Here is a 25954-nt window from a genome sequence, read left to right on the forward strand (position 1 = left end):
TGATGTGATGAACACACCTCTCCAAGACTTCTGGAATGAGCCGCCCGGGCCGTGGTTTCAGTCCATTTCCAGACAGCAGTGGCAGGTGAAGCTGGAGCATGCCAGGGCCGTGGTGGATGCCGTCTGCACAGTGCTGGATGCGGGTCGTGGCGTAGAGGCCTCGGAGTGGTCATTGATCACCGTGGGTGATGATGGACTGGTCCATGTTCCAGAGGGGTGGGGCAGTGGCAGCCTGGACACACCTGTGCAGCAGCCGCTGAACCGGCTGCTCTCCACCCTTCTCAGTGACAACGATTTCAACTCCCAGCATGGCCCCCGTGAATGGAAGCTGTTTTTCGCCGGCAAACCAAGGCGGCGTGATCTGGTCATTCCGCCCATCGCAGCGCCCGAGCCGGAGCCTGAGCAAAGCACTGATGAGATGGAGGATGATCCATCTCCTGTCTTTGAAACGATGCGTCAGCCGGAGACCATCGCACCGATTGAGCCGCTGCCACCCCAGCCTCCGCTGCCACCTCGCCTCGTCGCTGATCCGCCGAAACCACGCCGCAAACGCCTGCTGCCAGTTTGGATCACGGCGCTGCTCGTCATCGTCGTCGCAGCCGTGGGAATCATGGCGCCGCCGTCTCAATGGCTCAGAGGGTTCAGCAAAGAGAACATCCGGCAGGCTTCTGCCTCTGACACGCCGGATCTCGGAGTGATCGCTCCGCCCGGCACCCAGGGCTCCGCTTCTGGATCATCGCTGGCGGATCTGGCGCCGCCAGTGAGAATTCCTCCTCCCGAACCCGGCGCGCCGATCGAGGTGCTGGTCGCGACCTGGGAGGCAGACGCGAAGGGACGTGGGCGTTTGATATTGAAACGCGGCAGCCGCACGGCCTTCGTGGACTTCCGCATGGTCGAAGATCCCCAGTACCAGCCGCGCGGCGCACAGCAGCCCGTGAAGATTCCAGGCACCTGCCTCGCGGTGAGAAAGCTGAGCGAGGGCCTCTGGCATTTCATTCTGGACGGCGGCGGTGGCTCAGAGCAGCCCATGAACCATGTTTCCTGGCGGGAAGCACACAAGCTCTGCCAGACCCTGGATGCCGCCATCTCCCCGCGCGGCCGGTTGAAAGCGCGCCTGCCCTGGCAGTGGGAATGGGAGAAAGCCGCCAGCACGGAGGATGGCGCAGGCCTGGCGGACATCTTTACCGGCAAGGGCGAATGGATGGAGGACGCCTGGCAGGAAAACAACCGCGTCTGGCCGGGCATCGGCGTCACGGACGACCGCGGCTCCGGCATGCGCGTGATCCGCGGCGGCACCGTGAAAGCCTACGTGCTTCACACCACTTTTAAAAACGATGCGGACAAACAGCTCGCGGATGTCGGCATTCGCCTTTGCATTGATCCCTCTCCTTGATCATCATCCCGGCTTCTGTCACTGCAAGGCACCATGGCCAGACCTGTTTTAGCTTTCTGGAAAAATCCCCCCGCCGGATGGCTGGAGGCCGTGGGTGAGCACAGGCATGAGGTGCTGAACCGGCACGCGAAGACGATTGTGGACGCGGTGTGCCGGGCGTTGGACGAAAGACGCGGCATCGATGACTCGGACTGGGATCAGCTCACTGTCGGGGTGGATGGTCACGTTCATGTTTCCCCGGACTGGGGCAGCGGTCGTGCCGCTGGCACGGCAGCGATCAAGACCTCTCTCAACAGCGTCTTGAAGGAACTGCTGAGTCCGGAAGACTTTAATGGCAGCCGAGGGCCGGAGGACTGGCACGAGTTTTTTGCCAGTAGAACGCGGAAGCGCCATTTTTCGATCCCGCGCATCACCGACGCAGGTTTTGAAAAGGAGGAGCCGCCGCCTCCCGACACCAGGAAAGTTCGTGAAGTGCCGCCGGCGGTTTCTTTCCGCCGCGAGAGTCTCAGGGAGGCGCCCGAGATCGTGCAGCCTGTGGCCCGGCAGCAGATCATCCCGGACACCCGTACGCCAAAGCCTGAAAAGCTTCCGCCGCCGCCCCGGCCCCGCCGCAAGGCGAAGATGCCTTTCTGGGCAAAGTGCGCGGTCTTTGTGATTCTGGCTGTCGCGGGAACTGCCTCCTGGTATTTTCTGGCAGTGCCGAAACGGGAGATCGTCGCGCAGCCCAAACAGCAGGCTGAGGATCAGGCCGCGGCTGAAATCGCGCGCCTGGCGCGGGAGAAGGCCGAGGCCTGGCGGGCGGAGAAACAAGCGGCCGCCCAGGCGAAGGAAAAGGCCGAAGCTGAGGAAAAACAAAAACAGATGGCGGCAAAAGCCCAGGCGGAGCGCGTGGCAAAGGAGAAGGCGGAAGCCGAACAAAAGCAGATGGCTGCCAAAGCCGAAGCGGCCCGCCTGGCAAAGGAGAAAGCAGAGGCTGAGGAGAAAGCCAGGGCCATGGCCGCCGAGGCGGAGCGCAAGCGCCTCGCGGCGCTGGAGGAGGAGCGAAAAAGAAAGGCCGCCACGCCGGAGGGCATGCTCGGTGCCGCGAGCAAGGCCGCGCCCTTCACCAACACGCTGGGCATGAAGTTTGTACCCGCGGGCACACCGGGCCTGCTCTTCAGCGTGTGGGAGACACGGGTGCAGGATTTCAGCGCCTTCGTCAGTGCCACCAGCCACGACGCTGTCAGCGAGGGCAGTTTTGGCAAGGCGGCCTACACGCTGGAAAGAACCGCCGATGGCAGCAGCTCGGAATCGGTGCAGCGTGGCGGTTCGTGGAAGGACCCGCACTTCCCCGACAAACAGAGCGGAGATCATCCGGTGGTCTGCGTGAGCTATCTGGATGCGGAGGCCTTCTGTGCCTGGCTCACGAAAAAGGAGCGTGAAGCAGGAAAAATCCCCGCCGCCTCCAGCTATCGCCTGCCCACGGATGAGGAATGGAGCAGCGCCTGCGGCAGCGGCAGGTACCCATGGGGAGGAGATTATCCTCCCGCCAGCGCGGCTGGCAACTACAGTGGCAAGGAGGCCATGGTGGGAGTCCTGCAGGGCGGAGCCAATCCACTGGCCGAAGTGGGTTTCAGCGACACTGCGGCGCGCACCGCGCCGGTGGGACAATTTGCGGAGAACGGTTATGGCTTGAAGGACATGGGTGGCAATGTGTTTGAATGGTGCAGCACCTGGTATGAGTCACGGCTGAACGATGCTGACCTCCTCACGGATTTCCCCGGCCTGAAGAATGACGGCGGAGGACATGCTTACCGCGTGCTGCGCGGCGCTTCATGGAGCAGCAAGTCGGAGCCTGGACTGCGCACCTCCTGCCGCAACCGCGGAGCTCCGCATATGCGGAATGATTTCTTCGGCTTTCGCTGCGTGCTGACGGTGCCGCCTGCAGCGCCCGCCCCGCCCGTGATGCCGGCTTCGGGTGCTGTGAAACCTGCCGGTCCAGCCGCTGGGTTTGAAAACAGTCTTGGCATGAAATTCGTGCCGGTTCCGATCACGAAGGAAAAGACGGTGCTCTTCAGCGTCTGGGATGTGCGCGTCAAAGACTACCGCACGTATGCCACGGACCAGGGGGTGGGAATGGTGGCTCCCAGCTTTGCGCAGACTGCGGAACATCCGGTGGTGAATGTGACATGGGAGGAGGCGCGGGCCTTCTGCCAGTGGCTGAGCAAGAAGGAAGGCAAAAGCTACCGTCTGCCCACTGATGTGGAGTGGAGCTGCGCGGCAGGATTAACTCAGGAGAGCGGTGATACGCCGCGGGAACGTGCTGAAAATGCGGCGGGTGCTTTTCCGTGGGGGAACGAGTGGCCGCCGCCTGCCGGCGCAGGGAATTATGACGTGAGCCTGCGCGTGGACGACAGCCCGCACACTTCGCCCGTGGGGGCTTTTCCTGCTAATGCGCTGGGGCTGAGTGACATGGGAGGGAATGTTTGGCAGTGGTGCGAGGACTGGGATGAGCCGGGAATCAAGACGGATCATGTGCTGAGGGGTGGGTCTTGGGGGGACAGTGCGAAGGGGAATTTGCTTTCTTCCTGTCGCGGGGTGCGGCCGGCGCATCGGGATGAGTGCATTGGGTTCCGCGTGGTGCTTGATGCTGCGCCTTGATGCAAGGGGGACTACTGTGAGGAGAGGGGGATCCAGTCGGACAAAATGCGCAGGGTTTCGAGCTTTTCGGGAGTGATGTTTTGGGCGGAGTTTGTGTCGGATTCGGCAAGTTTGCCGGCGTTATCGACATTTTCCAAGGTGAGGGGGAAGATGAGGCAGGCGGGACTGGAGGTTTTTTGGGAACGGGCGGCGATGCGCTGGCTGTTTTCCTCGATTTCCTGGAGGCGCTGTTTTTCGTTGAGGCTGACGGTGTTTTTCTTGAGGCGCTCGCGCAGGCGTCTGCTGTCTTCGAGGATGGCCTGGAAGTCTGGATTGGTGGCGAGGCGGGCTTCGAGCATGCCGCCGAGGCGGCCGGTGGGAAGCGGGGTCTGGCTCCAGGGTTTGAAGGGGAGGGCGGGGATGGTGTCGTAGGGGAGGGGATTGGGCAGGGCGCTTTCTCCGAGCTCCATGACGTCGCGGGTGGAAGGGAGGCGGAGGTCCGGGATGACGCCGCGGAGCTGGGTGGAGTCTCCGGTGATGCGGTAGAATTTGAGGATGGTGACCTTCAGGTCTCCGGCGGCGGTTTTGTCTGCGAAGAAGGGCATGTAGCGTTCGACGGGCAGGATGGTCTGGACGACGCCGCGGCCGAAGGTGTTTTTGTCTCCGACGATGATGGCGCGGCGGTAGTCCTGGAGGGCGGCGGCGAGGATTTCGGCGGCCGAGGCGGTGTACCTGTCGGTGAGGACGATCATGGGGCCGTCGTAGAGGGGGGAGGGATGTTCGCAGGCGCGGGAGGAGATGGCTCCTTTGGAGTCCTTGGTCTGGATGACGGGGCCTGCGGGAATGAAAAGGCCGGGGAGCTTGATGGCTTCATCCAAGGAGCCGCCGCCGTTGCCGCGGAGGTCGAGGACGAGGCCTTTGATGTTTTCCTTGATGAGGCGCTTGAGGAGGCGGGACACGTCTGCTGTGGCGCTGACGGTGCCGCTCTCCATGTCCGCATAGAAGGAGGAGAGATGGAGCCAGCCGAGGCGGGTGGCGCCGCCGGCTTCCCGCGGGAATTCAATGAGCTCGGCGCGGGCGAGCTTTTCGTTCAATGCCACTGTCTGGCGGATGATGGAGAGCTCCTGGATGAGCTCGGGACCTGCGGCGTCGGTGCGGCTGACGCGGAGGCGGACCACGGTGTCTGGTTTTCCGCGCATCATTTCGATGACTTCCCGAAGCTTGCGAGAGCGGGCGTCCACCCATGCGCCGTCCGTGCCCTGGGCGACGGCGAGCACTTTGTCCTTCAGCTTCAACCGGCCGCCTTTGTCCGCGGGGCCGCCGGTGACGATGCCGGTGACTTCCGCGGCGTCGTCACGCATGGTGAGCTGCACGCCGATGCCGACCTGGGAATGAGTGAGCCAGGCCTTGGAGTCGCGCTTGGTGAAGTATTCGTTGGTGGAGTCGTAGGCCTGGGCGAGGCAGGAGAAGAACATGCCGGTGATGTCCTCCTTGTCGTTGCCGTTCATCTCGGCGGACATGCGTTCGTAGCGTGCGAGGAGGCGCTTTTCCGGCGGGTCCGCAGGGGCCTGGGCGGCGCGGTCGGCCAGACGTTCGGTGAGGAGCTCGCCTTCGATGCGGTTGAGCCAGAGCTGGTCGGCGGCGGCCTTGTCCGCGGGCCAGGGGAGCCTGCTGCGCTGGAGTTCCAGCGTGCGGTCGGAATCAAAGGTGAAGCGGCCCGCCTCCAGGTGCTTTTTGATGAAGGCGAGGCGCTCCGCGAGGCGCTGTTTGGCGACCTCAAAAATCTCGAGCGCCGGGGTGATGCTGCGGACGAGGATGCTGTCGTCCAGCGAGGTGGCGTATTTTGCGCGGAAGGCGTCCACATCCTGCCGGGTGAAGAAGAGATGCGAGGGGTCGAGGAAGGTGAGGTAGTTTTCGAGAAGCCTTTGTGAAATCTCGTCATCGAAGGGGTGGTTCGAGAGGTGGTGGTTCTGCAGCATGTAGGCCAGGTGCATGGCCACCTGGCCGAAGTCGGTCTCGGCGTGAACGGGGGTGGCGGAGGCCAGCAGGGATGCGAGGGACAGGCCGGTCAGGGAAACGAGATGCCTCATGGTGGTGGGTTAACGGTCTGGCGAAAATCCGTCTTTCGGAGGGCGGGAAGGGTACGAACGAGGGGACGGGCTCTGTGGCGAATGAAGCAGGCCGAGGGGCTGGGGCTGTTTACGATGGGGTGAGATGACCCGAATGGCTGGTCAAAGACCGGGGGTAAAAGATGCTGCGGATGTGTGGTGGCGTGGGCGTCTGGAGGGAAGTTTTGAATTTGCTTGTCAATTGAGTGTTTTAGGTGATAATCACCTGTGATTTTGATGCGGGTTGTTGGACGGATTTCAAGAGTGGGTGGCTGCGGGTGCTTTTGGGGTTTCGGGAGCCGCGGCGGGGAGGGAGCGATGGCCCACGGGTTGTGCGCTTCCTTCGGTTTCTTTAGTTTGCTGAGGTGGAATGTATTGCAGGGGTTAGGCCTTCAATAGTTATAAAAGTGAGCGCTTTACCTAACAAACGTCTTACAATCACAATCTCGACATCCTGGGGTGATTATCGTGACAGTAGTGAAATCCAAGAAATTCCATTACTTGCATGAAAGGCACTCTCTTATCCTCACTGCGCCGGGCCCGTTGGGTACATTCGGTCCAAATCCTGGTTCTTATCTCGTGGGTGATGAATCCTTTCCCTGGTGCTTTCGCTTATTGGACTCTGAGCAATGGCGCTAAGACGGAGGTGGCCAATCCTGCGGATGGGGATGACTGGTACAATCAGGACAGCGACAGCGACGGCCTGAGCAACTCCCAGGAGGTGACCTTTGGCAGCGATCCGTACCGCCTGGATTCGGACTTTGACGGGCTGGCGGACAGCGTGGAGTATCAGTATTCGCTGAGTGCTCTGGAGGGGGGGCAGGCGCTGCCGTATGATCCGTGGAACTGGGACAGCAATGGGAACGGCAACTCGGATTTTGACGAGTATTATCAGCAGATTCAGAATTACATTCCCCAGGTGAACTATGCCAGCCTGCAGCAGGGCAGCTATTACAGCTACTCGGACGCGGATGGGGACGGTCTCAAAAACTTTGAGGACAGCGACCCGCTAAACTGCGACCGGGACGGAGATGGCATTCTGAACTGGAACGACAGCTACATGGATGATCCCTACAATGGCATGGGACCTCAGGGAGAGAGGGACAGCGACGGGGACGGCGTGCCCGATGCGTCGGATCCTTTCCCCTACGGCAGCTACTTCTACCAAGGGATCGAGTACGGCGGCTCGTGGAGCGACCGTGACAATGACGGCGTGCCTGATCCGGCGGATCCGTTTCCGGATGGGAGCTACTGGTATAATGCGGTGGAATATGCCCTTCCTTATGTGGACCAGGATGGCGACACCATCCCAGACGTGGTGGACCCCTGGCCGACGATCGCGGGGAGCTATGAGTACAACGGAACGACCTATCCTGGAGCGTGGAGCGACCGGGACAACGATACTATTCCCGACCCGGCGGACCCGTTTCCGGATGGCAGCTACTGGTGGAACGGCACGGAATATGCCGGGGCATGGATGGATAGTGACAATGACGGCACCCCCGATGCCCAGGATCCTCTGCCTTACGGCGATCCGGACAGCGATGGCGACGGCACTCCAGATTCGCAGGACGCCTACCCCAGCGACCCCTGGAACGGCCAGCCGCACTACAATTACAACGGCACCGAATATCCCGGCGTCTGGGTGGACAGCGATAACGACGGCATCCCTGATTCGTTCGATGAGACACCCAATGGCGACCCTGACAGCGACGGGGACGGCACCCCTGATTCGCAGGACCCCTACCCGAATGACGCCTGGAACGGCCAGCCGCACTTCAGCTACAACGGCGTGGAATATGCCGGCAACTGGGCTGATGCGGACGGGGACGGCATCCCCGATGTGGTGGACCCGATCTTCTCGGGCCTGGGCTACAGCTACTGGTGGAACGGCGTCGAGTATGCCGGCAACTGGGTGGACGACGATGGTGACGGCACGCCGAACGACTTTGACGCTTTTCCCAATGGCAGCTACTGGTATAACGGCACCGAATACGCGGGCGCGTGGAGCGACAGCGACGGCGACGGCATTCCCGATGCGCAAGACTCCTGGCCCAGCGACTCCTGGAACGATGCGCCGCACTACACTTACCAGGGAAATGAATACCCCGGTGTGTACAACGACCGCGACGGCGACGGCATTCCCGACGGACTGGACGCTTATCCCGATGATCCCACCAACAACGCGGACACGGACAATGACGGCATCAGCGACTACGATGAAAACACGCAGTATCACACGGATCCCGCCAAACGAGACACGGATGATGACGGTCTCTCGGACTTTGACGAGCTCTTTACCTATCATACCGATCCGCTGCAGGCGAAAACGAATCCGAACCAGCTTTATCCGGATTATGACATGGTGGATCAGACGGACACCGACAGCGATGGCATCCCGGACCGGGTGGAGCAGTTCTACGCCAGCCAGGGCTATGGCATGAATCCGAACGATGCCTCCGATGCCAACGGCGATTTGGACGGAGACGGTTACACCAACGTGCAGGCCTGGCGGAACGGCTGGAGCCTGATCGCCAGCCTGAACGGCTATGATGATGACCATGACGGCATCCTGGACGTGCTGGAGGATGCGTGGAACGCGGCCTACCCTGGCATCCTGAGCAATAGCAGCGCCGCGGATGCGACGCAGGACTTTGACGGTGACGGGCTCATGAATTTTGAGGAGATCGCGCTGGGGCTGAACCCTGGCAGCGCGCACAGCCGGGTGGCGTCCGTCAACGATCTGCAGGAGTGGGCGTGGCGCGGGAAGGTCACTGGCAGCGGTGTGGCGGTGTCATTCCACGGCGCGGTGCTGAGCAGCGCGGTGCTTCCTGAATGGCAGGTGACGACGGATGCGGACCATGACGGCGTCCCTGATGGCCTGGCGACTTTCGTGGCCGCCTTGCAGTCGAGCCCGGGTCTTCTGACGCTGCCCGTGCGCATGGCGAGCGGGGACTATGATGGCGACGGCATGCGGGACTGCTGGGAGCACCGCTACAACCTGGACCTGCGCAATGCGGCGGACGTGCTGGGAGATCCCGATGGCGACGGCCTGACCAACCTGGTGGAGTACCGCTTTCAGAGCAATCCGCTGGTGCGCAAGACCAACAACAACCCGACGGATGATGACGACCGGCTGTATGACACGAGCATTGCGGCGTATGACCTGAACGGACAGACGGTGCGCTACCAGCCGCAACTCGTGGCGGATTATACGGGGACGCGGGATGATGTGCCGCAGTCGTTTACGGCTTACCGGACGGGGGAATCGGAGGATCCGCCGGACGATTCGCTGCCGCCACCGAAGCTGTATGTATTGGTCCAGCCGTATATTCAAGACATCAACCAGCCCGAATCCGATCCCGCTTCTGCTGCGAACCAGTGGCGGCCTCTGGGTGAGAATGAGTCAAAGGTTGTAAGCGGAGACTCCCTCCGCATCCAGGGAGAAGCCAATGCGGCGCCGTTTTATTGGGACGCGCAGTCAGGGACTACCAAGCAGGCCCTGAGCCTCGTGGGCGATGACTACTGGATCCAGGACCAAATCAAGATGAAGGTCGTTTTGACCGAGACGGTGGCGAATGATCAGACCTTCAAGTTTTTGGTGACGAACTCCAATGGAGACTCCAATACCATCACAAAAACCATCTTTGGAGGGCAGACGAGCTGCGAAGTGTCCGCGGAGGCGCCGTCACCGCAGGGAAATGGATATGGCTACCCGGACGGATATGGCTGGGCGGAGATTGAATTTTTGGGAGCTGATTCCGGGGACGATCCACCCGAAGACGAAGGCGGCGCGCCCGGCAGCGTCTCAGGTTCTGACGGCGCGGGCTCACGCTACCGCAAACTCAGCCTCATGGGCATTCCATTGCCGGATGCCAAACCGCAGGTGCAGGATGAAAGCGGGGAGCGCGAGGAGGAGACACACATCGACGCCTTCAACCGCCACCTGCAGCACGGTGTCACGGACATCTATGCCACCGATCCCTCGACGCTGCTGCCGCTCTCGGTGAGACGAGATGCGACTTCTGAAAGCTGGACACGCCAGGGCGGGCTGCGTCCGAGTGAGCGGCCGGACCTGCCGTTTGGGCCGTGCTGGTCTTCCAACCTGTGCGCGTTTGTGAGGTTTGAAATTGACACGCTCAAACCGCTGATTTCCGCGGAAATCCACGATGAGCAAGGGGCGGTGCAGCGGTTCCTTACGGCAGACGCAATCAACTGGGAGCACTCGCGCGAAGAGATGAGCAATGCGCGGACGCTGGGCAACAGCTTCGACGGGGTGGTGCTGAAGAAGAAATTTGGCACGACCTGCACCTACACGATGTGCAGCCTGGAGCAGGACATGACGCGCAACCGGATCGAGGGCAGCGACGAGGACCTGGTGTCCTACCTGTATGCGCGCCTCACGGAAGTGAAGGACCGGCTGGGCAACCGGCTGCTGTATGAGTATGCCAATGACACGACGCTGATCCCGAGCCGTGTGTATGATCCGGACCGCCCGGGCCGCCAGATTTATGTGATGCACCAGAACGGGCGCGTGACGTCTGTGCGTGGGCCGGCTGGTGAGGAAGTGACCTACAACAATACTGACGCCGGCCTCACCAGCGTGACGCGCGGCGACGCGACGGTGCAGTATGGTTATGTGAACCGCACGGAGACCAAGAGCAGCGTGAACAGCCCCGACACCGACGGGGCGGACACGCTGGACGCGCACTACCACACGGAGCTGGCCTCCATCACCGATGAGCTGAACCGAACCTACAGCTTTGGGTATGAGTATGACCACTCGGTGGTCTATGTGCACAGCAGCGCCGGTGGCAACCCAACGGAGCGCTATCGACTGGGGCTGCCGATGCAGATCAAGCAGGTGATGTTGCCGGATGGGCAGACGGTTACTCTCAGCGGAAACCGGCTCTTCACCTCGCCGTATGGGGTTAATCCGACGGTGAATGCCACTGCCACGGCCACGACGGATGTCACGGGACCGGCGGGCAGCTTCCATTATGCGTTTACGGAGCCTTTTGTGTTTGTGCCGACGCAGGAGGGGCCGGGCCTGGATGATGACACGCGCTCGCTGAACATCACGGTGACCTACACGCAGCTTGCGATCACTTCGCCGGGCGGGACGGAGAGCTATATCTTCAATCCGAATGCCATGTTTGCGCTGTCCTCCGCCACGGACCTGAGCGGGAACACGCACAGCTTCACCTATGGCGCGGACGGCTTTGACGATCCAGTGCGGGAAACCGATGCTTTGGGCTACTTCAAAGATTTCACGTATGACGCCACCACGCGGGTGATGACCTCGATGACGGACCAGACGGGGGTGGTGACGAGCTACCAGATCCAGCCGGTGACGGGCCTGAAGCTGTCTGAAACGGTGACCGGTGCGGGTGGGGCGGTGGAGCGGCAGTCCACGTTTCAGTACAATCATCCGACCTACAAAGGGTTCATGACGCAGTCCACGGTGGATGCTGCCGCGGACGACACTGCGCCGGCGACGGTGACGAACTTCACGCTAGGCAGCGGCAGTGGGGGCTGGGCGGAGGTGACGACGAGCACGCCGACGGCCACGGGGGATGTGAGCAGCACGATGGTGCATGACTTCTCTGGGAACAAGCGCAGTGTGATCGACGGGCGCGGGATGGTGACGAATTTTGACTATGACGCGCATCTGCGCCTGACGCGGGTGACGAACGCGGACAACACGCACAAGGATCTGGTGTATGATGCGCATGGGAACCTGGTCAAGGAAACCAATGAGAACGGAGTGGCGACCTTCCACGACTATGACGTGCTTAATCGGCGGATCAAAACCACGCTGGACCTCAATGGCAATGGCAGCGCTGACAGTTCCTACGGCACGAACCTCCCCGGTGTCGATGGAAGCAGCATCACCTACGGTGGAGACATCGTCGCGACCACCACCTATAATGCCAGGGGGCAGGTGCTCACGCAGACGGACCCACGCGGCAAGATGACCGCCCACACCTATGACGGCGCCGGGCGGCTGATCAGCACCGATGACGGCGGGCTGGTGACGACCATGGAGTACGGGACGAACTCCGGCGGCAGCGTGTTTGACAGCAGCGGGTTCAAGCCGACCAAGATCACCGATCCGCGGGGCACGGTGACGCTGCTGACCCACGACAAGATGTACCGTACGACGGAGCAGACGGTGGACGCCGAAGGCATCGCCGCGAAGACCTGCACGCACTACGACGCCGCCGGAAGGCCCACACGGGTCAGGGATGCGCTCGGGCGTGTGACGCTCACGGTGTATGATGTGTTTGGGCAGATCCAGCAGGTCACGCATCCCGACAGCACGATCGTGAGCACGGACTACACGCACCATGGGAAGCCGTGGAAGGTGGTGGATGAACTGGGGCACATCACCAAGACGGAGTTTGATGAGGCGGGACGCGCGGTGAAGAGCATTGCGCCTGCGATTGGTGGCGTGAGCGCCACCACGAGCACGGCCTACGATGCCGCGAGCAACGTCATTCGTGTGACGGACCCGCTGGGCCATGTGACGGAGTCCCAGTACGACGAGCGCAACCGCGTAGTGGCGACCTATGCGCCGCCGGTGTGGGATGCCGAAGCTGGTGCCTTTGTGCGGCCTGCCACGCAGTCCACTTACGATGCGCTGGGACAGGTGCTCACCGTTACTGATCCGCAGGGGCATGTGACGACCAAGCTCTATGATCGTGCGGGGCGCAACTGGCAGGTCATTGCCCCCGCTGTGGATGGCACTTCGCCGACAGTAGTGACGCAGTTTGATCCGGGCGGTCTGGCGCGGGTGGTCACCAACCCGCTCGGCCAGACGGTGACCAATGCGTATGACATCCACGGGCGCATGACGCAGACCACGGATGCGGTGGGCATCGTCAACACGTTCGCCTACGACGCCGCGGGCAACCGCACCAGCGTCAAGGACGGCAAGGATCAGGAGACGACGTTTGGCTATGACGGGCTGAACCGCCTGACCTGGCAGACCTTTGCCAATGGCGACACGATCAGCCACACGTATGATGCCGTGCGCAAGCTCAGCCAGACCTCGCCACGCGGGATCACCACCACATATACCTATGACACGCGTGACCGTGTCACCGCAACCAGCGCGCCGGACCTCAACCGCACACATGGGTATGATGCCGCCGGGCATCTGCTGAGTGTGACGGAGGCCACCAACACGGCTGCCAACGTGAGCTATACTTATGACGCGCTGGGCCGTGTGCTGACGGAAACCTCACGCGGGGTGGAGCACAGCTACGGCTATGACCTGGCCGGGAACCGCACCCAGGCGGACTACGGCACCGGCCGCAGCGTGCAGACCAGCTATGACGCCCTGCACCGGCCGGAGAGCCTGGTGGAAGGCGACCGCGCCACCCGCTACGGCTACGACCTCGGGGGCCGCGCCGTCATCCTCATGGCCGGCAACGGGCAAGTGACGCGCAACAGCTACGATGCGCTGGGCCGCCTGACGGACCGCACGCTGTTCCGCACGCAGGCGATGAGCGGGGGTGATGTGATGGCGCAGTTCGACTGGCAGCATGATTTGCTTGGCAATGTGACGAATCAGAGCGAAACATGGCCCGGCGAGCCGTCCCGCAGCGGCGTCCGCACCACCACCATGGCCTACGATGGCAACAACCGACTCACGACGGAAACGGTCACTGACCCGACCGCTGGGTTGACGATGACGGCATACACGTATGACAGCGCCAACAACCGGGTTAAAAAGCAGGTGACGGGCGGCACCGATCCGGGGGTGTGGAACTATAGCTACAACAGCGCCAACCAGCTCACCAACTGGGATCAGTGGAATGCCCCTGGTGGCGACCAGCTCAAGACAGCGACCCTGACCTACGATGAGTCCGGCAACCGAGTGTCACAGAACATCGTCCGAATTTCTGGTGGCAACGATGGCAGCATCAACCCGGTTCCTACTCCTGACGGCCTCACCACCTACCAGTGGGACGCGCAGGACCGGCTGAGCGTTGTGACGCAGCCGGACAGCACGAAGCACACCTATGACTACGACTACCGCACGCGGCGGATCGGGATGCAGAGGGAAAGGTTGTCGGTAAGGCAAACAATGACGGCCATCGTGTTCGCGGGAGGATTGAGCGTCGCGGAGTTTGAGAGCGGGTCGGACACGTTTCCAATAAGCCCTTCGGTGGAATACGTCCGCGGTCCTGACATGGGCGGCGGTGTGGGCGGGATGCTGTACTCTATCCGCGCCGAGGGGCCCAAATACTCCCTGAGCAATGGTCGCGGCGACATCGTCGCCCAAGCCGACAGCAGCGCCACGTTAACGTGGACGGCAAGCTACGAAGCCTATGGCCGCCGCACGCAGGAAACCGGCAGCAATTCGGACAAGCAGTGTGCGAATACGAAGGATGAGGACCCGACGGGGTTGCTCAACGAAGGGTTCCGCTATCGGGATCTGGAGACGGGCGTGTGGCTGAGCCGTGACCCGGCGGGGTTTGTGGATGGCCCCAATCTCTATGCTTATGTGACTCAGAACCCGTGGACGAACTTTGACCCCGATGGGTTGTATCAAGAGGCAGGACACTACTATACGACCTACATGGTCGCAGTTGCTGCGGGTTGGTCAAAATCGGACGCGTACGATCTTGCATATCATTCTCAAATGCCAGACGAGACGCCAGAACTCACTGCATTCGACAGCGTTTGGAAAACTGGAGCAAAAATCCTTCGAGGAGACAGTCAACTTCGAAGAAACCAGCAACATCTACACAGTCTGACAGGAGGTAAAGGAAGGGGGGCTGTTGCAGAGCGGAGAGCACAGTTGAAGGGGTTAGCTTCCACAAAAGGTCTTTCAATTGAGATGCGGGGGCTGATCGTGCATGCATTTGGTGACTCTTTTGCACACACACGCACAAGAGGTGTTGAGGTTCAAAACGACCGTTCAACGAATCAAGATGCTGCGTACGGGCGGCCTTTTGGACATGCAGGCGCGGGGCATCTTCCCGACCTCATCTCAGCTCGCCCAGAGCTTTTTAACTCCTATGTTGATAATCTGGCGGAGGCTTTATCGAAGGCGAATGGCACGAAGATAAATTCAGCAAAGCTCAATGCGATCAAAAACCTTGCCATCTCTCAAGCAGAGGCTAACCGCGCGGGATTGGCTTCACCATTTAGGCAGGGACTGGTTGGCCGAAGTGAAACCAATGCATTTGAATCGTTGGCAAACAGCCAGTTTGGTTTGGCTGATCACATGAAAAAAACGGGCAGCACCTATGATCCTTCCCCAAATGGAAAAGACACCATGTCCTTGGATCCGAAGCGTCCGCCTAATTTTTCAAAAGCCAACGAGGCAATTGACCTTATTGAGAGACGAACATCCAAGAAGAAATAGCTCATTATGAAATCCTTCTTTTATTGCTTAATTTTAATGGGTGTTCCCTGCATATTCTCAGGGTGCGAGACTAAAGGTGGCCAAGGTTCAAGCAATCCATCTTCATATGGAGCAAATCGAAGCGCGCGCGATGTTGTTATTATTGGCTTTCAAAGTGCTTTTGGAACCCCCATTCCGTTTCCGTTGGGAAAAGAAGCACCGCAGTCTTTTTTTGACCCGCCTAAAAGGCTTATTGAAGTGCGCTTCCAATGCAAAGTCAGTAACGACATATTTGCCAAACACTTTGGAGCAGGCAACTGGCGGAAAACCAGTGTTCCTCGATCTATTGCTGAGCTTGCGCCGGGCTTTGATTTTCCAACATCTGAACGAGTGGCAACGAGCTTCGAGCGCACTGTTTTAGGGTGGGATTATCGGATTATTAGAGCTTGGGAATCCGAAGAGGTATTGATGATCGCTGTGCTCTCTGAAGCGCACGGCAGCTACAAATCAAATGGCCTGGATTATTAAGACTCTGGAAAATAAACCCACGAGCCAACCAATGGCATTGGCCGTGCCAACCCATTTGGAAAAAATGAAAAATGAACCCACGCGCCAACCAATAGCGCGGGACGTGCCAGCCTATTTGGAAATTTGAAATCAGGCCAGCTTCTCGGTTCCGAACGCTCCTATGTTGAAGCAGCTTCATGCATCCCCCGCAGCCTGCGTTCTCACACCTGCGACTGCGGTTTGCTCATGTCCCTGACGACGCTTTTGACGGAGAAACGTAAAACTTACTTCCAACTGAACACCCCAACGCCTTGCCCGCCTCGGAGCGGTTGATTCACCTGCTCCCCGCAGGTTCGCCCCTTCGGGGCAGTGTTTCACACTGTCTCAAACGCCTCCGTCCCTCGGCGTTTGGCTCCCTGATCACTCTTCCGAGGTGCCGGCAACGCGCATGTGATGGCCGGATTCGGAAACAACTTCGGTAGGCATGCGACTGTCCTGATGATGTAGGCTTGCTCTTTGCCGCAGAAAGGTGGCGTGAACGAGCGCCAAGGCGCATTCTTTTCGGCATGCAGGCAACGGTTTGCCAAATGGGGAGTCGCAGGACCCCTACCCGAATGACGCCTGGAACGGCCAGCCACATTTCAACTACAACGGGGTGGAATATGCCGGCAACTGGGCTGATGCGGACGGGGACGGCATCCCCGATGTGGTGGATCCGATCTTCTCGGGGGCTGGCTACAGCTACTGGTGGAACGGCGTCGAGTACGCCGGCCCATGGGTGGACAGCGACTGGGACGGCACGCCGAACGATTTTGACCCGTTTCCCGATGGCAGTTATTGGTATAACGGCACCGAGTATGGGGGCGTATGGAACGACCAGGACGGGGATGGCATTCCCGATGCCCTGGACAGTTATCCGAATGACTCTTGGAACGGATCGCCGCACTACACCTACCAGGGAAATGAATATCCTGGCAACTCCACGGATGACCGCGACAGCGACGGCATTCCTGACACGGCGGACACGTATCCCGATGACCCCACCAACCATGCGGACACGGACAATGACGGGATCTGCGACTACGACGAAAACACGCAGTATGGCACGGACCCGAACAAGCAGGACACGGATGATGACGGCCTTTCGGACTTTGACGAGCTTTTCAACCACCACACCAATCCGCTGCTGGCGAAGACGAACCCCACGCAGCCTTACAGTGACTTCTACATGGTGGACCAGGCGGATGCTGATGGCGACGGCATTCCCAATGGCGTGGAGGAGTGGTATCGCGACCAGGGCTACGGCATGGACCCGAATGATGCCTCTGATGCCAACGGCGACCTGGACAGCGATGGCTACACCAATGTGCAGGCGTGGCGCAATGGCTGGAGCCTGATCGCCAGCCTGAACACGTATGACAATGACAATGACGGCATCCTGGACGTGCTGGAGGATGCGTGGAACGCGGCTTATCCGGGCATTTTGAGCAACAGCAACGCGGCGGATGCGACGGAGGATTTTGATGGGGACGGGCTCATGAACTATGAGGAGATCGCGCTGGGGCTGAACCCGGGGAGCGCGCACAGCCGCAACGCGGGGGTGACGGACATGCAGGAGTGGCTCTGGCGGCTGTGCATGGGCTGGAGCACGCCCAATGTCCAGCTCACCGGCGCGAGCTGGAACACTGGCATACCGCCTGAGTGGCAGGTGAGCACGGATGGTGACAATGACGGCCTGCCGGACGGGCTGCTGGCGCTGGCGACGGCGCTGAATGCGGACGCGACGCTGATCGTGGTGCCGGCGCGGGTGGCGAGCGGTGACTACGATGGCGACGGGATGCCTGATGCGTGGGAGCATCTGTATCACCTGGACCCGCGCGATGCGAGTGATGCGCAGAGCAATTCCGATGGTGATTCTTTGATCAACTCGCTGGAGTATGCGCAGGGGCGCAATCCGCTGGTGGTGGATGATCCGCCGCTGCTGATCATCACCGAATCGGTGCCGCTGGGGCTGATGGGGGAAAGCTACAGCGCCACCATCGAGCTCAGCGGCGTGATCACCACCCCCACATTCAGCATCATCGCGGGAGGTCTGCCAGATGGGCTGAGCCTGGACAGCAGCACGGGTGTGATCAGCGGGACGCTGGCGCAGGAGGATGGCCGCACGTTCACGGTGCAGGTGGTCGATCAGTCTGGCCGCAGCGCTCAGCATGACTACTACATCTCGGGGACTCCTGAAGACACGGGTGGCGGTGGCACGGGAGGCACCGGGGGCGGGGGAACTGGAGGAGGTGGCGGCAATCCGCCGCCTCTGGGCATCACGACGACGAATGCGCAACTAGCGATGGTCATGGGGGTGCCGTTTACAGCGACGATCACGGGCAGCGGGGGGGACGGAGGTTCGTATGGATTTAACCTGTCCGTGGCCTCTGGCCAGACACTGCCTCCTGGGCTGACGATTTCCGATGGCAAGACGATCAGCGGTACGGCGACGGTGACGGGCTCCTGCAATCTGAGCGCGCAGGTGTATCAGGGCTCTTTGAGCTGCACGAAGGTACTGCAACTGACGGTGAGCGCGCCACTCACTTTTACGACGGACTCCCTTCTTCCTGACAGTGACACCGACAAACCCTATTCAGAGAGACTGACGACAACGGGGGGCTACGGCCAGCCAACCTTTACCGTGAGCGATGGAAGCCTGCCTGAGGGCCTGACGCTTTCAGCGGATGGTCAGCTAGCCGGCATGCCCACAACCGCAGGGACTTACACGTTTACGGTGGCGGCCATGGATGCATCGGACACCGACGACATAGGCGGGCATTTCAAAGAGAAGGTTTTCACGATAACGATCAACGCGCCGCAGCCTCCGCCGCTGCTCGTTTCGACACAGTCGCTGGGATCTTGGAAGGTGGGCGTGCCGTATACTGGCAATGGAGTTTCCGCCAGTGGTGGAGACGGCATCTACACTTTCTCCGGTGGTGGTGCCGGGCTGGTCATCAACGCTGATGGCAGCATCTCGGGGACGCCCGGCATGGCGGGCAGCTACATGGTGGACGTTACGGTGACGGACTCTTCGGGAGCGAGCCAGAGCGCCAGCCTGCCCTTCGAGGTCATGGTGGCGTCGATCCCTCTGGAGATTTCGGGTGCCTATCAGGCCTCTGGCGGAGCGGGAGACTACCACTGGTTTATCGTGTGGGATGATGGAAGCCAGGATCAAAAGGAGGACACCATCGACGGACAGCACGTCCTGATCCGTCTGCTGAATGACACGGGCAGCAACACCAGCCTCGACGTGCCCAACAACGAGAGCTCGCAGGAGGACGCGCAGACTGTGACCTACGCGGGAACGATTTATGTGGCTGATGCGGACACGAACACGGCGAGCACCCAGTTCAGTGTGACGCTGAAGGTGGACAAGCATACGTCCCAGCAGGCCAATCTCGATGCAGAGGAAGTCCCGTGGAAAAAGGAGGTGGGCACGAAGCCGACGACCGAGCCGGACGAATCCCACCGTGTGAGCACGACGGATGGAACGGGCACACGTTATCGCAAAGTGGGGCTCAACGGCATGCCGCTTTCCGACGGCAAGCCACAGGCGAAGGATGAGAGCGGGGAGGTGGCGGAGGAGACGTACGTCGATGCCTACAGCAGTGAACTGCGGCATGGGGTGACGGACGTGTATGTGAGCGCCGATGGCGCGCTGATGCCGCTGAGCGTGCGGCGCGACGTGACCGATGACATATGGGACGAGGGCTTTGGGCAGCAGCCGCACGAGCGTGCCGACCGGCCTTTCGGCAGCGGCTGGAGCACCAACCTCTGCGCCACGGTGAAGGTGGACAGCTCCGGCTTCCACGCGACGGTGACGGACGAGCAGGGAGTGAGCCATTCGTTCTACCGGGTGAAGTCGGACTTCGTGGACTACTGGCGCGCGGCGAAGGACACCGGCGGCGATGTGAAGGCGCGCAGCAATGTGCTGGAGTATTTTGGCAGCGATCCGCGCCTGGGCGGGACGTTTGTCTATACCAAGCTTTTCGGCACGCAGTGCGTGTATCAGTACGCGACGACGCGGACCAACGGGCGCAATGCGACCCGGGACCTTATCCAGTATTACCGCCTGACGACGGTGACCGACCGCCTGCAGAACCGGCTGGTGTATGCGTATCCCGGGGCGCAGGAGCTGGTGCCGGACAGCATTACGGACCCTGACCGCGCGGGGCTGGCGGTGTACATCACGCAGGATCTGGCGCGCCATGTGATCACGCGTGTGATGGGGCCGGACGGGACGGTGACCAACTACGATTACACGCCGCAGGTGGTGGGGGTGGAAAACCCGACCACGGTGCAGAAGCTCACCAGCGTGACGCGCGCGGGCGGCGGCGGCACGGCGGCCACGGCGGTGCAGTATGACTACAGCATCGCATTGGAGGACGGGGAGGGCCCGTGGCATGCGGCGGTTAACCAGATCACCGATGAGCTGGGGCGGCAATACAGCTTTGCGCTGCAGGACAACCACCTGGTGTTTTATGTGGAGATCCACAACGGGGTGGAGACGACTTTTGCCCAGGGCGGCATGCCGCGGCTGGTCTCCAGCGTGACGCTGCCCGACGGCGGGGTGACGACCTTCCAGACGACGCGTGACGCGGTGATCCGCACGCACATGACCGAAGAGCCGTTTTCCCAGACGGTGGTGAATGGGCCGGTGGGGCAGACGACCTACCGCTTCAGCCTGCCCCACGTGGAGTACAGCCCGCCGCCGCCGGAGGACGATGAGACGAACCTGCAGGATCCGTTCCGGGACACGACGCTGAGCTTCAAGCGGCTGGAGATCACCACGGCGGCGGGTATGGAGGCCTACACGTTCACGCCGACGGCGGGGATGGCGCTGGCCAGCGCCACGGATGTGAGCGGGAACACAACGGGGTTCACCTATGCGGGCGGCTTTGACGACCCCGTCCGGGAAACGGATGCGCTGGGGAACTTCAAGGATTTTACGTATGAGCCGACGACGCGGGTGATGTCCTCGATGACGGACCAGACGGGCGTGGTGACGAGCTACGAGATCCAGCCGGTGACGGGCTTGAAGCTCTCTGAGACGGTGACGGGCGCGGGTGGCACGGTGGAGCGGCACTCGACGTTTGAGTACGAGCACCCGACCTACAAGGGGCTGATGACGAAGTCCACCGTGGATGCGGACGCCGGAGACACGGCGCCAGCGACGGTGACGACCTATGCGCTGGGCAGCGGGCCGACTGGCTGGCTACAGACAACGGTGAGCACCGCGACGGCCAGTGGCGTGGTGAGCACGACGACACTGAACAACCTGGCGGGGGGCAAGGTCCGGGTGACCGACCCGCGAGGGAAGGTGACGAGCTTTGGCTATGACGCGCACCACCGACTGACGCGCGTGACGCGGCCGGACGGGGCGCACAAGGACCTGGCGTATGATGCGCATGGGAACCTCGTCAGTGAGACCAACGAGAACGGCGTGGCGACGCTGCATGAGTACGATGTGCTAAACCGCAGGGTGAAGACGACGCTGGATCTCAATGGCAACGGCACGGCCGACGCCGGCTACACCACGGCGACGGTGAACGGGAACAGCGTGAGCTATGACGGGGACATCGTCACAACGACGACTTACAATTTGCGCAACCAGGTGCTGACGCAGACGGATCCGCGCGGCAAGGTGACGACGCACACTTATGACGATGCCGGGCGGCTGATCAGCACGGATGATGGCGGGCTGGTGACGACGCTGGAGTACGGGGCGAACTCCGGGGGCAGCGTGTTTGACAGCAGCGGGTTCAAGCCCACCAAGATCACCGATCCGCGTGGCACGGTGACGCTTCTCACCTATGACAAGATGTATCGCACGACTGAGCAGACGGTGGATGCCGGCGGCATCGCCGCGAAGACCTGCACGCACTATGACGCGGCCGGGCGGCCCACCCGTGTGCGGGATGCGCTGGGACGTGTGACGCTGACGGTGTATGATGTCTTTGGGCAGATCCAGCAGGTGACGCACCCGGACGGCAGCAGCGTGAGCACGGACTACACGCACCACGGTAAACCGTGGAAGGTGGTCGATGAGCTGGGGAACCTGACCAAGACGGAGTTCGATGCGGCGGGGCGTGCGGTCAAAACGATCGCACCCGCCATCGGCGGCGTGAGCGCGACGACGCAGACGGCCTATGATGCCGCCGGCAATGCGGTGAGCGTGACCGACCCGCTGGGCCGGGTGACGACGTCGACTTACGATGATCTCAACCGCCCGGTGCTGGTGACAGCACCCACCGTTTGGGATGCTGAGGCCGGGGCGAGCGTGCAGCCGACCACGCAGACGACGTATGATGCGCTGGGGCAGGTGCTCACGGTGACCGATCCCCAAGGCCATGTGACGAGCAAGCTCTACGACCGGGCGGGACGGAGCTGGAAAGTGATTGCTCCCGAAGTGGACGGAGAAGCGCCGACGACGGTGACGAAGTTTGATGCAGGCGGCCTGGCGCTGAGCCTCACCAATCCGCTCGGCCAGACCACCACCAACAGCTATGACACGCATGGCCGCCTCACGCAGACGACGGATGCGGTGGGAATTGTGAACACGTTTACTTATGACGAAGCCGGCAACCGCCTCACGGTCAAGGATGGCAAAAACCAGATCACGACCTTTGCGTATGACAAGTTCAACCGTCTGACGCAGCAGGTGTTTGCCAACGGGGACACGTGGACGCACAGCTATGACAAGATGCGCAAGCTCAGCCAGACCTCGCCGCGCGGGATCACCACGAGCTACACCTACGACACGCGCGACCGCGTCACCGCCACCAGCGCGCCGGGGCTGAACCGCACGCATGCCTATGATGCTGGAGGCCGCCTGCTGAGCGTGACGGAAGCAGACAACGCCGCTGCGAATGTCAGCTACACCTACGATGCGCTGGGCCGGGTGCTCACGGAAACATCACGCGGCGTGCAGCACAGCTACAGCTATGACCTCAGCGGCAACCGCACGCAGGCCAGCTATGGCACCGGGCGCAGCGTGACGACGACGTATGACGCGCTGAACCGCCCTGCAACTATTGTGGAAGGCGGGCGCACCACGAGCTACGGCTATGACCTGGGAGGGCGTGCCATCATGCAGCAGGCCGGCAACGGCCAGACCACGCGCAACGTGTATGATGCACTGGGCCGCCTGACCACACGGGTGCTCTACCGCACGCCGACCATGGCGGCGGGAGATGTGCTGACGAAGTTTGAATGGACGCATGATTTGCTCGGGAATGTGACCAGTCAGAGCGAAACATGGACCGGCGAGCCGAACCGCGCCGGCACCCGCAGCACCAGCATGGCCTACGACGCGAACAACCGACTCCTGAGCGAAACGGTCACTGATCCGACCGCCGGGGTGACGACGACGGCGTATGGCTACGACCCTGCCAACAACCGCGTGAGCAAGCAGGTGACGGGCGGCACCGACCCCGGCGTGTGGAGTTACACCTACAACAACGCCAACCAGCTCACGCACTGGGAGCAATGGGACACGACGGGTGGCAGCATGCTCAAGAGCGCGGAGCTGGCGTATGACTCCGCGGGCAACCGCATCGGGCAGACGGTGAGCGGTTCCGCAGGCGGCGGCATCAATCCGCCACCTGCCGCCAATGGGACCACCACCTACCAGTGGGATGCGCAGGACCGCCTCAGCAGCGTGACGCTGCCCAATGGAGAAACGCATGCGTATGAGTACGACTACCGCACGCGGCGAATCGGCACGCACAAACTTGTGGGTGAAGAGCAGCAAGCGCAAACCGCCATCGTGTTCGCCGGAGGACTGAGTCTCGCGGAATACGACAGCACCACCGGGACCCTTCCCACAGCTCCGACGGTAGAGTATACTCGCGGTCCCGATATGGGCGGCGGTGTGGGCGGCATGCTGTATTCGATTCGCGGGGGCAGTACCAAATACTCGCTGAGCAATGGACGTGGCGACATCGTGGCCCAGGCTGACAGCAGCGCGACGCTGACGTGGACGGCCAGTTACGAAGCCTACGGCCGCCGCACGCAGGAAACCGGCAGCAACCAGGACAAGCAGCGGGCGAACACGAAGGATGAAGATCCGACGGGCTTGTTGAACGAGGGATTCCGGTATCGGGATCTGGAGACAGGCGTGTGGCTGAGCCGTGACCCGGCGGGGTTGGTGGATGGGCCGAATGTGTATGCTTATGTAAAGCAGAATCCCTGGACGGCTTGGGACCCCCAAGGTCTAGCTCTTCAGGATGAAATGAACGCTTGGGCAGCTCAGTTCGTTGCGGAAGACTCCATAATGGCGGGACCAGCCTGCGTAGGGGTTGCCAGTCTCGATGCCGTTTTCAATTTCTTCTCATTGGGGGCTTGGCAAAAAAATAATGACCTCGCCAGGCAACAGGAGCACGGTGAGATTACCACAGAGGAAATGCTGCTAAAATCAGCGGTTAATAGCGGCAAGGCTGCAATGCAGGCCGCAAATCGAATCGCCGCACTTCAAGCCCTCACTGAAGTAGTGACGGCACCGGATCCCGAATCGACTGCTTTGGATCCCGCGCCCGGCGTGGATGCTGATGGTAACAGTGAGCCACCCAGCAGCCCGGCCAAACGGGGGCCAAAGACTGATCCCGACGCCCCACATAATAAAACGATTCGAGAAGAGGCTGACAAACTCGAAAAAGAGGGGAACAACATCATTGGTGGAGGTGGTCGCGAAAAAGAAAAGCTTATTCCGACTCCAGGTGGCAAAAAAGATGGACGTAGGCCGGACATTTTGTATGAAACACCGGAAGGCGAAATGAAAGGACGCAATATTGGAAAGGTTGATTCTCAAGGTCAACCGGTGAAACGTGAACGGGAAGCTCTTGACGATTTGAACAATGCAGGAGGCGTTCCCACGGATTTTGTCCCCTATGTGACACCCCAAACAAAAAAATGAGCACTATATCGATCCAATTTCATGTCTTGCCTCAAGAATTAATGTCATGGTTAATGGAGTGGACGAAGACTCACAACCTGCACGTGGTTCTTCTCGAACATGGCCCATATAAGGCAACACCGCTCTCACTGGAGGAGTTATGTATGTTGGATATAGATGATCGCACACGACGTTTCTCGTTGACGTTAGGAGAACCCAATTTAGGTGCTGATAATTCGGGAGCTTTTTCCGATTTAAACCCAAATCGCCTAACGGTTGATGTCGGTGGATTGTCCGATTCAGGACTCAGGGAGTCTTGGTTCACCACACGTGCTTGTGACCCTGTTGCGATTCATGTATGGAAGTCGTTGGTGGCCGATCTAAAGCGCCGCACCAAAGCTGGGGCAATTGCAGTGCACCCCGTTAGTGGCGCCACTTCGTGTCTACGTAATCATCGTTATTCAGTAGGTGCATTTAACATCGCGTCCACAGGGACTCCGATTTTGCCCGCGGCTGGAGTGACTAAACTACACCTTGGAAAGCGCCAAGAAATGAACCCACCAGCCAACCAATAGCGCGGGACGTGCCAGCCTATTTGAAAATTTGAAATCAGCCCAGCTTCTCGGTTTCCGAACCCTCCTATGTTGAAAATGAACCCACGCGCCAACCAATGGCATTGGCCGTGCCAACCCATTTGAGAAAATAAAATCAGCCCAGCTTCTCGGTTTTTGAACCCTCCTATGTGGAAGCAGTTCTATGAGTTCCCCGCAGCCAGCGCTTTCACACTTGTGGCTGCGGATTGCTCATATCCCTGACAACGCTTTTTGACGGAGAAAAGAAAACTTACTTCCAACTGAACACCCCAACGCCCTGCCCTCCTCTTGGCGCTTGTCGGTATGAACCGGGAACATAGGTAACAGATTGACCGGGGACATAGGTTACACTTTGCGGGTGGTCTATGCCATGGAACACCACCCCCACACCGGAACAGCGATTGAAGTTTGTCACCCTCGCCAACAGCGGCAGGTTCA

General features: G+C 60.7%; 6 protein-coding genes. 5 read left to right on the forward strand and 1 reads right to left on the reverse strand.

Going from position 1 to position 25954, the window contains the following annotated elements; translation table 11 throughout:
* Positions 1–7 precede the first annotated feature (7 nt).
* The gene (locus tag ACILSQ_RS24345) at positions 8–1393 is read left to right on the forward strand and encodes a hypothetical protein (RefSeq protein ID WP_395746278.1); all 1386 of its coding nucleotides are present in this window, start codon (positions 8–10) and stop codon (positions 1391–1393) included.
* Between the two features lie 33 nt (positions 1394–1426).
* Entirely contained in the window at positions 1427–4033 is a 2607-nt protein-coding gene (locus ACILSQ_RS24350) for an SUMF1/EgtB/PvdO family nonheme iron enzyme (protein ID WP_395746279.1), read from the forward strand.
* 11 nt (positions 4034–4044) lie between these two features.
* Here the strand turns inward: ACILSQ_RS24350 and ACILSQ_RS24355 are convergent, their stop codons facing one another.
* Positions 4045–6102: a carboxy terminal-processing peptidase gene (locus ACILSQ_RS24355; RefSeq protein ID WP_395746280.1), complete on the reverse strand. Its 2058-nt coding sequence runs from the start codon at positions 6100–6102 to the stop codon at positions 4045–4047.
* 604 nt (positions 6103–6706) lie between these two features.
* On the opposite strand from ACILSQ_RS24355, the gene ACILSQ_RS24360 reads away from it, so the two are divergent.
* The 3 genes from ACILSQ_RS24360 (at position 6707) to ACILSQ_RS24370 (ending at position 24944) form a co-directional block, all read left to right on the forward strand.
* Positions 6707–15502, forward strand: a complete 8796-nt coding sequence (locus ACILSQ_RS24360; protein ID WP_395746281.1) for an RHS repeat-associated core domain-containing protein — start codon at positions 6707–6709, stop codon at positions 15500–15502.
* 6 nt (positions 15503–15508) lie between these two features.
* Positions 15509–16009, forward strand: coding sequence for a hypothetical protein (locus ACILSQ_RS24365; protein WP_395746282.1), 501 nt, complete (start codon positions 15509–15511; stop codon positions 16007–16009).
* A gap of 559 nt (positions 16010–16568) precedes the next feature.
* Positions 16569–24944, forward strand: coding sequence for a putative Ig domain-containing protein (locus ACILSQ_RS24370; RefSeq protein ID WP_395746283.1), 8376 nt, complete (start codon positions 16569–16571; stop codon positions 24942–24944).
* Positions 24945–25954: the final 1010 nt, after the last annotated feature.

Source organism: Prosthecobacter sp. (assembly GCF_044227185.1).
Lineage (GTDB): Bacteria > Verrucomicrobiota > Verrucomicrobiia > Verrucomicrobiales > Verrucomicrobiaceae > Prosthecobacter.